This window comes from Tardiphaga sp. (assembly GCF_041424195.1).
Classification (GTDB): domain Bacteria; phylum Pseudomonadota; class Alphaproteobacteria; order Rhizobiales; family Xanthobacteraceae; genus Tardiphaga.
This window is the reverse complement of record NZ_JBGMOE010000156.1, coordinates 24,750-36,787: the sequence shown is the minus strand read 5'-3', so window position 1 is coordinate 36,787 and position 12,038 is coordinate 24,750. Positions and strand designations below refer to the sequence as shown.

Below are 12,038 nucleotides of genomic sequence, written 5' to 3'. Positions count from 1 at the left end.
AGAGAGACCAATGACGGCATCGAATACGACACTTGCCCAGCCAGCCGAGCTCAAATCGCGCCTCGGCGCCATCCTGCGCTCGACGTCAGGCAATTTTCTCGAACAGTTCGACTTCTTCCTGTTCGGCTTCTATGCCACCGCGATCTCGAAGGCGTTCTTCCCGCCCGGCAACGACACGAATGCGCTGCTGCTGACCTTCACCACCTTCTGGCTCGGTGCGTTGATGCGCCCGCTCGGCGCGATCTTTCTCGGCGCCTATATCGACCGCATCGGTCGTCGCAAGGGCCTGATCGTAACGCTGGCCATCATGGCACTCGGCACCGTCTTTATCGCGGTGTGCCCGACCTATGCCAGCATAGGCATCGCTGCGCCGATCATCGTGCTGATCGGCCGTTTGTTGCAGGGCTTCTCCGCCGGTGTCGAACTCGGTGGCGTATCGGTCTATCTGTTCGAGATCTCGACGCCCGGCAATCGCGGGTTCTACACGTCCTTCCAGTCCGCCAGCCAGCAGGTTGCGATCTTCGTCGCCGCATTGCTCGGCTTTTTCCTGAGCGAGTTCATGCCCGCGGATCAGGTCGCGGCGTGGGGCTGGCGTATCCCGTTCTTCGTCGGCTGCCTGATCGTGCCTTTCATTTTCGTGCTGCGCCGTTCGCTTGAAGAAACGCCGGCCTTTCTGGCCATGAAGAAGCATCCGACTGCATCGGAGATTTTCGCGTCCGCTGCCGTGAACTGGAAGATCATCGTGCTCGGCATGTTCCTCGCCGCAATGACCACCGTGACCTTCTACTTCGTGACGGTTTACACGCCGACCTTCGGGAAGAATGTATTGAAGCTGACGACGCAAGACAGCCTGCTGGTGACGCTTGCCGTGGCCGTCACCAACTTCATCTGGAACCCGGTCGGCGGGGCACTGTCAGACCGCATCGGGCGCAAGCCCGTGCTGCTGGCGATCTCGGGCCTCGCGCTTGTAACGGCCTATCCGGCGTTGCTCTGGCTCACCGCGAGCCCGACATTCGGCAAGATGCTCGCTGTGGAAATGTTGTTCTCGTTCTATTTCGGCATGTATAGCGGAACGATGCTGGGCGCTCTGGTCGAGATCGTTCCGACCCATGTGCGCACGACCTGCTTCTCGCTGGCTTTCGCGCTGGCCGCAGCTTTGTTCGGCACTTTCACCCCGCTGGCCTCGACCTGGCTGATCGAACACACCGCGGATCGTGCCTCCCCGGGCTTCTGGCTGATGTTCGCCGCAGCGAGCGGCTTCCTGGCGACGCTCGCGATCTATCGTGGCGGCGGCCAGACCGTGGAAGCACATGAGCCTGTTCCCGCCTGACGCTTCTCTGTCGGCGTTGCCGACATCACGTGTTCGCGAGCAGATTGCCATCCGAAACATGCTAGAAGTCTGGCCTGTTTCGGATGGAGCTTGCGATGAATGGGACGACACTGGCCGCGGTTATCACTCTTCTCACGCTGGCGCCTGCGCTCGCGCAGCAGGCCGCCACGCCGCCGGCGCCGCCACCGCCCGACTTCTCCAAGGTCGAGATCAAGACCACAGACCTCGGCGACGGCGTCTACATGCTCGAAGGCCAGGGCGGCAACATGACGCTCGCGACAGCCAAGTCCGGCGCCATTCTTGTCGACAGCCAGTTCGCGCCGCTGCATGACAAGATCAAGGCCGCCATTGCAGCGGTGACGCCGCAGCCGGTCAAGTATCTCGTCAACACGCATTTCCACGGCGACCATACCGGCGGCAACGAGGCCTTCGCCAACGAAGGCGCGACTATCGTCGCCAACGTCAAGGTCAGAACCCGCCTGAAAAAAGGCACCCCGAATTTCCTGACCGGCGCGCAGAATCCGCCTGCGCCGAAGGCGGCGCTGCCGACCAACACCTACACGCATCAGCTTAAACTCAGTCTGCCCGGCCGCATCGCCGAACTGCGGCACCCGGACAACGCGCACACCGATGGCGACACCTATGTCTACTTCAAGAGCGCCAATGTTATTGCGACCGGCGATACTTTCACCAATGGCCGTTATCCCAATATTGACACCCTCAACGGCGGCAATATCAAGGGCATGATCGCAGCGACCGACGCCTATCTGAAGCTGGCGAACGACAACACCAAAATCGTTCCCGGCCACGGTCCGCTCGCCGGCAAGGCGGCGCTGGTCGACTATCGCACCATGCTGGTGACGGCGCGCGATCGCATGACCAGGCTGATCAAGGAGGGCAAGACCGAGGACGATGTGCTGGCGGCCAAGCCGTTCGCCGATCTCGATGCCAAGTGGGCGCCGAACGAGACGGCCAGCAAGAATTTCATTCGCGCGGTCTATGCATCACTGGCCAAGAAGCCGTGGATTAAACCTTGGGGCAAGAAGTCATGAAAGATCTCATCCCGCTTGCAGAGAAGATTGCGATCGAGCTGATCGCGCGGAAACAGACCATCGGCATCGCCGAATCCTCCACCGGCGGCTTGATCTCCGCCGCTCTGCTCGCAGTGCCCGGCGCCTCCGCCTATTTCATCGGCGGTGGCGTGATCTATACGCGCGACGCACGGCGCGTATTGATGGATATTCCGAACGACGCCATGAAAAGCGTGCGCTCGGCATCCGAGCCTTACGCGCAGATGCTGGCGCAGCAGATCCGGGATCGGCTTGGCTGTGACTGGGGCCTGTCGGAGACCGGCGCGAGCGGCCCCTCCGGCAATCGTTATGGTGACGCCGCCGGTCATAGCTGCATGGCTGTCGCCGGCCCGCGAAACGAGGTCATGACGCTTGAGACCGGCAGCAACGACCGATCCGGCAACATGCACGTATTCGCGCATACGGCGTTGACGTTCCTGCTGAAGAATTTGTCGGCGTAGGACGGCGTCAGGCCGGCACTGCCGCTGCCGCCTGCTCCGCCAGGATACATCGCACCACGCGATTGTCTGCGAGTTCGACATTCGGCGGCGGCGCCTCGACACAGCGCGGCTGGGCGAATTTGCAGCGCGGCGCGAAGGAGCAATTCACCGGTGGCTTGTCCAGCGACGGCGGCGTGCCGGGGATTGTCTCCAGCCGTGCGCCGCGTTTGGCGCCGTGTACGGTCGAGGCCAACAGGCCACGCGGATAGGGATGCACGGCCGAGCGCACGATCTGGCTCAGCGTGCCCTGCTCGACGATCTGGCCTGCATACATCACTGCGACGCGGTCGCAGATCTCGATGGCCACGCCGATATCATGCGTGACGAAGATGATCGACATGCCGAATTCGCGCTGCAGTTCGCGCAGCAAGAGCAGGATCTGGATCTGCACGGTGGCATCGAGTGCAGTGGTCGGCTCGTCCGCCAGCAGGATTTTCGGCTTGCACGCCAATGCCAGTGCGATCATCGCGCGCTGGCGCATGCCGCCGGACATTTCGTGCGGGTAGGCATCAAGGCGACGCTTGGCGGAGGGAATGCGCACGACCTCAAGCATCTCGAGCGCGCGCTTCACGCCCTCGGCCTGGCTCTTGCCCTCGTGGCGCATCACGCTTTCCGCGATCTGCTGGCCGATCGTATAAACCGGATCCAGCGCCAGCGCCGGCTCCTGGAAGATCATCGACACCGTCTGGCCGCGAAATGCCGAGAGCTCGTCGTCATCGAGCGCCAGCACGTCCCTGCCGAGCACATTGACCGTGCCGGTGATCTGCGTGCGCTTCTTCGGCAGCAGCCGCATCAGCGCGCGCAAGGTGACGCTCTTGCCCGACCCGGACTCGCCGAGAAGACCGAGCACCTCGCCCTCCCCCAGTGTGAGGCTGAGATCGTTCACCGCATAGACGGTGCGTTCGCCGCCGAACCGGACGTTGAGATTGCGAACGTCGACAAGATTGCTCATGCCAACTCCGGGCACTGTTTGTGGAAGTCGGTTGCGCGCTGGAATGCGGCGCCGATGGTCAGCAGCGTCGCTTCATCGAAGGGACGGCCGATCAGCTGCATGCCGACCGGTAGCTTCGACTTCGTGAAGCCTGCCGGAATCGAGAGACCGGGCAGACCGAGATAGTTGATCGGGCGTGTGAAGCGCGTCAGCCGCTGAATCATCGCTTCGGCGCCTGAACTGTTGCCGACATCGGTCTCGGCAATGGTCGGAGCCGCGCCGGGCGAAACCGGTGCGAGCACGGCGTCCGTGCCGGTCACAGCGGCGAGATAGGCGGCGAGCGCCGGACCGCGCCAGCGCAGCGCCTCGATATAGGACACGCCGGTGACGGCGAGACCGTTCTGCAGGCGCATCAGCACCTGTGCGCCGTAATCCTGCGGGCGCTCGATCATCCATCGCTTGTGCATCGCCGCGGCTTCCGTCGCGAGTACGAACTGGCAGGCCGCCGTGAGCTGCCCCTGATTGGGCAGGTCGACTTCGACAATCTTGATGCCTTCATTCTTCAGCGTTGCGATCGTGTCCTGCAGAATGGCAGCCGTATCGGCGTCGAGATCATCGACATAGAAAGCCTTGGGAATGCCGACCGTCATGCCTTTGGCGGAAGCCCGCGTCGCCGCCATGTAGTCCGGCACAGGGCGCGTGCTGCAGGTCGGATCGAGCGGATCGGCACCGGCCATGATGCCGGTCAGCAGCGCGCAATCCTCGACGGTGCGTGCCAGCGGGCCGACCGTATCGAGCGATTGCGACAGCGGCATCGCGCCGGCGCGACTGACCAGTCCCACCGTCGTCTTCAAACCGGAGACGCCGCAGAAATGCGCTGGCAGGCGGATTGAGCCGCCGGTATCGGAACCCAGCGCCGCAAAGGTCAGGCGCGCCGCAACGGCCGAGCCCGACCCCGACGATGAGCCGCCGGTGACATGATCGACATGCCAGGGATTGTGTACGGCGCCGTAATGCACGTTGTGGCCGAGCGGACCATAGGCGAATTCGACCATCTGCAACGAACCGAGCCGCACCGTACCAGCGTCCTTCAGGCGCTGCAGCGACGTCGCCGTCGTTGTCGCAACCCAGTTGCGACGAATATGGGAGCCGCATGTCACGACGTGTCCTTCGTCGTAATACATATCCTTGTGCGCCAGCGGCACGCCATGCAGCACGCCGCGGCTCTGTCCCTTGGCAAGCGCGGCATCGGCCGCGTCGGCCGCCGCCAGCGCCGTATCGGCCTCGATCGACATATAGGCGTTGAGACTGGGTTGCGATTTCACCGCCCGGTCGAGGCAGGACTGCGTCGCTTCGCGTGAGGAGATTTTCCTGGTCGCGATGGCGTCGGCGACTTCCGTCAGCGACAGCAATGCGGGTTCGGTAATGCTCATTTGGCAGCCTTCCTATTCTGAACGGCGAGGAAGGTCGCGGGCTCGAGATCGAACGGCAGCGTCCCCGCCACGGCCCCGAATCCCTCGAACGCCGGGCCCATCGAATTGGCGATGCGCTCGACAACTTCGTCGGATGCGGGAAGGCCGCTGACTTCGGTCAGCGCCTTGATCTGCTTGGCAGTCGGTTTGGTCATCTCAATGCGCTCCTGCGGCAGGTGCTTTGCTGTGTCCCGAACCCGGGATCGCCATGTAACAGGCAGCCTGATGGCCAGTCACAGTGATTTCGGTCAGTTTCGGCGTCGCCTCGCCGCACATCGCTTCGGCAAACGGGCAGCGTGTATGGAAACGACAACCGGACGGCGGATCGATCGGATTCGGCGGATCGCCGGTGATCGGTGGCGTTTCCGTCCGTTTGTCGGGATCGGACGACGGCATCGCCGCGAGCAATGCACGCGTATAGGGATGCGCCGGCTTGTCCCAGACCTCGTCCACCGGACCGAGTTCGACGACTTCGCCGAGATACATTACCAGCACGCGGTCGGAGATATAGCGCACCACGTTGAGGTCATGGCTGATGAACAGATAAGTCAGGCCGAATTCGCGCTTGAGATCGACCAGCAGGTTGAGCACCTGCGCCTCGACCGACTTGTCGAGCGCCGAGACGGCCTCATCGAGAATGACGAGACGCGGCGACAACGCCAGCGCGCGCGCGATGTTGACCCGCTGACGCTGGCCGCCGGAGACTTCATGCGGATAGCGGTTGGCGAAGGTTTCCGGCCGCAGACCGACCTTGCCGAGCAGCTCGCGCGCCAGCACGCGGGCCGCATTGTCGGCCATGCCATGCACCTTCGGCCCGAACGCGATCGACTCCTCGATGGTCAGGCGCGGATTGAGCGAGGCATAGCTGTCCTGAAACACCATCTGCATGCCGCGGCGCAGTTCGCGCAACGAGAGCTCGCGCCCGACGGCACGTCCGTCATAGATGATATCGCCGGAATTGCGCGGCATCAGATGCATCAGCAGTCGCGCCGTCGTCGACTTGCCGCATCCGGATTCGCCAACGATGCCAACGGTTTCGCCTTTGGCGATGGCGAACGACACATCGTCCACCGCGCGCACGGTCTTGCTCGGCGCGAACAATCCGCCGCGCACAGGGAAATGCTTGGTCAGGCTGACCACCTGCAACAGCGGCTGTGCAACACCGCCGATATCTTCCAGCGGCTCCAGCTTGTCGATTTCTTCTACAATATCAGTCATGCCATCAGTTCCGGATATCCATGGCACTGCGCATGCCGTCGCTGAGCAGGTTGAAACAGATCGACACCGCAAAGATCATCGCACCGGGGAGTGCTGCCACCCATGGATTGACGTAGATCGCAGTGCGCAGCGTGTTCAGCATCAGGCCCCATTCCGGTTCCGGCGGCTTGGTGCCGAGGCCGAGGAAAGACAGACCGGCAGCAAGGATCATCGACACCGAGATCAGGCCGGTGGCGTAAACGAAGATACTCCCCAGCACGTTGCCAAGCATGTGCACCCGCATGATGGTGAAGGCGTTCGCGCCGGAGGCACGCGCGGCTTCCACATAATCCATGTTTCGTACGCCCGTGGTGACACTTTCGGCGACGCGGGTGATCTGCGGCACGAACACGATGGTCAGCGAGACGATGGAATTGACGATGCCGGCGCCAAGCGCACCGGAAATCGCGATCGCCAGCAGCACCGACGGGAACGCGTAGAACACGTCGACGGTGCGCATGATCGCGGTGTTGAGCTTGCCGCCGACATAGCCTGCCACAACTCCAAGACCCGTCCCGATGATGAAGGCCAGGATCACCGGCAGGATGCCGATCAGCAGCGACAGGCGGCCGCCATAGATCAACCTGGCCAGCATGTCGCGACCGAGCTCGTCTGTGCCGAGCGGATAGTTGGGAGTACCGATGAAACGCAGACGGCGGATCATCGAGCCCTGATAGGGATCTGCGAGATGCAGATAGGGCGCAAAGATCGCCGACAGGAAGATCAGCAGCAGAATGAACGCGCAGGCCATGCTGACCTTGTCGCGCACGATGCGGCGGCCGACCGTGGCCCAATAGCCGCGGGCCTTGGTGGCGGGCGCCACCTGCAATGCGGTGTCTGTCATTGCGGTCATGAGAGGATATCCAGCATGGTCAGCTCCGCTTGATGCGCGGATCGATCGACGCCTGCGCGATATCGACCAGAAGATTGAGGAACACGAAGAACAGCGCCAGCACCAGGATCGTGCCCTGCAGTAGCGGCAGGTCGCGCTGGAAGATCGCGGAGTTCAGAAGAAGCCCCGAACCGGGCCAAGAGAACACGGTCTCGATCAGGATTGAGCCGCCGAGCATGTAGCCCAGCTGCAGACCCATCACGGCCAGTGCGGTCGGCGCAGCGTTCTTGATGACGTGACGAAACACCTTCGTTTCCTGCAGACCCTTGGCGCGCAGTGCTTCGACGAAATCCTGCGACAGGATATCGCCGGTCAGCGCGCGCACCGTGCGCGTCACGATGCCCATCGGAATGACCGAGGTCGTGATCGCCGGCAGCACGAGATATTTGATGTGCTCCCAGTCCCAGGCCCATGAGCCCGAACCGCCCGGCCCGGCGCCGACGGCAGGCAGCCAGTTGAGCTGCACCGAGAAGATGATGACCAGCACCATGCCGAGCCAGTAATGCGGCACGGAAACGCCGGCGATGGCGATCGAGGTCGCGACCTTGTCGACCCAGGTGTCGCGGAAATAGCCGGCGATCAGCCCGAAGAACAAACCGAGCGTGAAGCCGATGGCAGCGGCCGCGATCGCCAGTGTCACAGTATTGCCGACGGCTTTCATCACCTCCGCCAGAACAGGACGTCCGGTGGCGATGGAGCTGCCGAGATCGCCATGCAGCGCGCGCCACAGCCAGAGGCCGAACTGGACCGGCAGCGGACGATCGAAGCCGTAGGCGACGCGCAGTTGCTGCGCCAGTTCCTGCGACGCGTCGGCGGGAAGAATGGCAACGAGAGGATCGCCAGGCGTAATGTGCACCAGCAGGAAACACACGAGCGCCACGCTGAGGACGATGGGAATGACGTAGACGACACGTCGCGCGATATAGACGAACACTGGTCACCTTTAATTCTGAATTCAGAGAGCCGTCTCTACCGACCTGGTCCCTCTCCCGGCGAAAAGAGAGGGACCAAGGATCGGCTGGACGCGTGACCGAGCTCTTACGGCGTGATCGACACCGGTGAGAAGTCGACGAACCAGCTCTTCGGCTGCACGAAGCCCTTGATCTTCGGGCTCAGCGCGCGCGGACCGACGTCGTGGGCCACGTAGAGGAACGCGGCGTCGTCGATCGACGCGGCGTTTAACTCGGCCAGAGCCTCGTCACGCGCCGCGGGATCGAAGGTGGTACGGGCCTTGGTCACCAGTTCATCGAACTTCGGGTTGTTGATGAAGCCCCAGTTGTTCGAAACCGGCGGTGCCATCGACGACTGCAGGAAGCGAACCAGCGCGAAGAACGGGTCCATCGCCGCATAGGTGACATTGGTGGCGTTGGAGCCGTTCGCCGAGGGATCCTTGGCGCCGCGACGCCAGTTTGTGAACAGCGTGTTCCACTCGATCACGTCGAGCTTGACGTCGAAGTAGCATTCCGCAAGCGCCTGCTGCAGATATTCGTTCATCGGCAGCGGCAGCATCTGGCCGGAGCCGGACGCCGAGGTCTGGGTCTTCACTTCGAGCTTCTTGGAGGGACCGAAGCCGGCTTCCTTCATCAGCGCCTGCGCGGCCTTCAGATCGTATTTGATCTCGAAGGTCGGCTTGCCGCGCCAGGGATGGCCGGGCTCGAACGTGCCTGTTGCGGGCACCATCAGGCCGGCCAGCAGACCATCCTTCAGGCCCTCGCGATCGATGCAGAGATTGGCAGCCTTGCGGACACGGATATCATTCCAAGGCGAGCCTTCGACGCGCGAGAACTGCCACGGCCAGACATGCGGTTGCTCGTTCTTCTCGATCTTGAAGCCACGCGCGGTGATTTCCTTGACCGCGTCAGGCGCCGGCGCCTCGATCCAGTCAACCTGTCCGGACAGCAGTGCCGCGGTACGGGCATTGGCTTCCGGCATCGGCAGCAGCACCATCTTGTCGGTCTTCGGAACGCGGTCCTTGTTCCAGTAGGCGTCGTTCTTCACCAATTCCAGACGCTCGCGTGGCGTGAACTTCGACATCTTCCACGGGCCGGTGCCGGAGGCCTCGCGGGCAAAGGCCGCCCAGGCCGCCTGCGACTTGGCCTTGGCATCGGCGCCTTCGGCCTTGTCGAACAACGCCTGCCACTTGGTGGGGCTCGCCATATAGAGGTTGGTGAGATTGATCGGCAGGAAGGAGTCCGGCTCCTTCGTGGTCAGTTCGACGGTCATGTCGTCGATCTTCTTCGCGGACAACAAAGTCGGCATGCGCGAGGCGGTCACGCCAACCTGGCTGGCGTCGAACTGGACTGCATCTTGTTTGAGCACCTTGTCCACATTCCAGACCACGGCGTCGGCGTTGAAGGCCGAACCGTCGTGGAACACGACGCCGGGACGCAGTTTGAAGGTCCACTTCTTCTTGTCCGCGTCGTCCACCTTCCATTCGGTGGCGAGCGCAGGAATGACAACACTCGCCTTGGTCGATGACGAGAGATCCCAGCCGGTCAGTCCGTCATACATCGTGTTCCCGGTGAAACGATTGCCTTCAAAACCCTGATCGGGCTGGCCGAGCGTGCGCGGAATATCTGCAGCTGTCATGCCGATGCGCAGCACCGTCTCGGCGCGCGCCACCTGTGGCAAGGTCAGGGCCGTGGCGAGCGTCAGCATCGTGATAGCTGTCGCAAGACGGCTCTTTGTCGGCTTTTCGATACGCATCGTAATCAGTCCCTCTTGGCTTTGGATGACACGTTGGCTTCCGCCAGTGTTGGCTTGTTCTAAACTGGCTAATTCTTATGCAACGCTTGTGCCAAGGCCCGCAACCTTGCACCGCAATGACTCAAACTGCGGCACTGCAGCACACCGGCACACACGAACCGTGCCGAATGCTCAATCTGGCATCAGGATTGCAGGTATGTGGCGGACAATATCCCACCATACGGAGTCCGGTTTATGCGCGTTCGAAGCTCGTTATTTGTTGCGGCCATCGCCGCCGTCATGGGTGCGGCCGCGCCGGCGCAAGCCGAAACGGTCGTGCGCTATGGCATCTCGATGGCGGACGTGCCGCTAACCACCGGTCAGCCCGATCGCGGCGCCGGCGGCTACCAGTTCACCGGCTACACGATCTACGATCCGCTGGTCGCGTGGGAGATGGATGTCGCCGATCGTCCGGGCAAACTCATTCCCGGTCTCGCCACCGAATGGAAGGTGGACGACACCGACAAGACCAAGTGGCGTTTTACGCTACGCAAGGGCGTCAAGTTTCATGACGGCAGCGACTTCAACGCCGATGCGGTGATCTGGAATCTCGACAAGGTGCTGAATGAGAAGGCGCCGCAGTTCGACAAGCGCCAGAGCGCGCAGGTGAAGACTCGCCTGCCTTCAGTCGCCAGTTACGCGAAGATCGACGACGGTACCGTCGAGATCACCACCAAGAGCGTCGACTCCTTCTTCCCCTATCAGATGCTCTGGTTCCTGGTCTCCAGCCCGGCGCAATATGAGAAGGTCGGCAAGGACTGGGACAAGTTCGCATCGCAGCCCTCGGGCACCGGTCCGTTCAAGCTGACCAAGCTGGTGCCGCGCGAACTCGCCGAGCTCAGCAAGAACCCCGACTACTGGGACAAGAAGCGCATTCCAAAGGCCGACAAGCTCGTGCTCGTCCCGATGCCGGAAGCGCTGACCCGCACCAACGCCCTGCTCGCCGGTCAGGTCGATCTGATCGAAACGCCCGCTCCCGACGCTGTACCGCAGCTCAAGGGTGCCGGCATGAAGATCGTCGACAACGTGACGCCGCATGTCTGGAATTATCACCTCAGCGTGCTGCCGGGCTCGCCCTGGACCGATGTTCGCCTGCGCAAGGCACTCAATCTCGCGATCGATCGCGATGCGGTCGTGGCCCTCATGAACGGCCTCGCCAAACCCGCGATCGGTCAGGTCGACCCATCGAGCCCGTGGTTCGGCAAGCCGAACTTCAAGATCAAGTACGATCTTGCCGAGGCCAAGAGACTGGTGAAGGAAGCCGGCTATGGTCCGGAGAAGCCGCTGAAGGCGACCTTTATCATCGCCAATGGTGGCACCGGCCAGATGTTGTCGCTGCCGATCAACGAATTCCTGCAGCAGAGCTTCAAGGAAATCGGCGTCGAGGTCGAATTCAAGGTCGTCGAGCTTGAGGTTCTCTACACCGCGTGGCGCAAGGGCGCGGCCGACGACAGCATGAAGGGCATCACGGCCAACAACATCGCTTATGTCACCTCCGATCCTCTGTATGCCATCGTGCGCTTCTTCCATTCCGGCCAGATTGCACCGGTCGGTGTGAACTGGGGCGGCTACAAGAATCCGAAGGTCGATGCACTGATCGACGAAGCCAAGAACACCTTCGATCCGAAGAAGCAGGATGAATTGCTCGCTGAGGCCCATGCGCAGATCGTCGACGATGCCGTACTGGTCTGGGTCGTCCACGACACCAACCCGCATGCGCTGTCGCCGAAAGTGAAGAAGTTCGTGCAAGCCCAGCACTGGTTCCAGGACCTGACCACGATCGGTCTGGACTGAGCGCTTCGTCTATGTGACGACGATTGAGAAAAGCGCCGCGGGGCAAC

Annotated in this window: 11 protein-coding genes; 4 read left to right on the top strand and 7 right to left on the bottom strand. The window is 62.3% G+C overall.

The window, feature by feature from the left end:
* Positions 1-10 precede the first annotated feature (10 nt).
* The 3 genes from ACEK02_RS20235 to ACEK02_RS20225 all read left to right on the top strand — a co-directional run bounded on the left by ACEK02_RS20235 (position 11) and on the right by ACEK02_RS20225 (position 2,861).
* On the top strand, positions 11-1,330 hold the full coding sequence (locus ACEK02_RS20235; protein WP_371423356.1) for an MFS transporter: 1,320 nt from the start codon (positions 11-13) through the stop codon (positions 1,328-1,330).
* Between the two features lie 95 nt (positions 1,331-1,425).
* Positions 1,426-2,382 (top strand): MBL fold metallo-hydrolase, encoded by a 957-nt coding sequence (locus tag ACEK02_RS20230; RefSeq protein ID WP_371423355.1) that lies wholly within the window; start codon positions 1,426-1,428, stop codon positions 2,380-2,382.
* Entirely contained in the window at positions 2,379-2,861 is a 483-nt protein-coding gene (locus ACEK02_RS20225; RefSeq protein ID WP_371423354.1) for a CinA family protein, read from the top strand. Before ACEK02_RS20230 ends, ACEK02_RS20225 begins: the two co-directional genes overlap by 4 nt.
* Before the next feature lie 7 nt (positions 2,862-2,868).
* Here ACEK02_RS20225 and ACEK02_RS20220 read toward each other — a convergent pair whose 3' ends face one another.
* The 7 genes from ACEK02_RS20220 to ACEK02_RS20190 form a co-directional block, all read right to left on the bottom strand.
* Positions 2,869-3,852: an ABC transporter ATP-binding protein gene (locus ACEK02_RS20220; RefSeq protein ID WP_371423353.1), complete on the bottom strand. Its 984-nt coding sequence runs from the start codon at positions 3,850-3,852 to the stop codon at positions 2,869-2,871.
* Entirely contained in the window at positions 3,849-5,264 is a 1,416-nt protein-coding gene (locus ACEK02_RS20215) for an amidase (RefSeq protein WP_371423352.1), read from the bottom strand. Before ACEK02_RS20215 ends, ACEK02_RS20220 begins: the two co-directional genes overlap by 4 nt.
* Positions 5,261-5,458, bottom strand: coding sequence for a hypothetical protein (locus ACEK02_RS20210; RefSeq protein ID WP_371423351.1), 198 nt, complete (start codon positions 5,456-5,458; stop codon positions 5,261-5,263). Before ACEK02_RS20210 ends, ACEK02_RS20215 begins: the two co-directional genes overlap by 4 nt.
* 1 nt (position 5,459) lies before the next feature.
* On the bottom strand, positions 5,460-6,521 hold the full coding sequence (locus tag ACEK02_RS20205) for an ABC transporter ATP-binding protein (RefSeq protein WP_371423350.1): 1,062 nt from the start codon (positions 6,519-6,521) through the stop codon (positions 5,460-5,462).
* A gap of 4 nt (positions 6,522-6,525) precedes the next feature.
* Entirely contained in the window at positions 6,526-7,404 is an 879-nt protein-coding gene (locus ACEK02_RS20200) for an ABC transporter permease (RefSeq protein ID WP_371423371.1), read from the bottom strand.
* Between the two features lie 28 nt (positions 7,405-7,432).
* A complete protein-coding gene (locus ACEK02_RS20195; RefSeq protein WP_175365626.1) occupies positions 7,433-8,386 on the bottom strand; it encodes an ABC transporter permease in 954 nt (317 codons plus the stop codon).
* Positions 8,387-8,490: 104 nt separating this feature from the next.
* The gene (locus ACEK02_RS20190) at positions 8,491-10,158 is read right to left on the bottom strand and encodes an ABC transporter substrate-binding protein (RefSeq protein ID WP_371423349.1); all 1,668 of its coding nucleotides are present in this window, start codon (positions 10,156-10,158) and stop codon (positions 8,491-8,493) included.
* Positions 10,159-10,392: 234 nt separating this feature from the next.
* On the opposite strand from ACEK02_RS20190, the gene ACEK02_RS20185 reads away from it, so the two are divergent.
* Positions 10,393-11,991 carry an ABC transporter substrate-binding protein gene (locus ACEK02_RS20185; protein WP_371423348.1) on the top strand — a complete coding sequence of 533 codons (1,599 nt, stop codon included), beginning with the start codon at positions 10,393-10,395 and terminating at the stop codon, positions 11,989-11,991.
* Positions 11,992-12,038 lie beyond the last annotated feature (47 nt).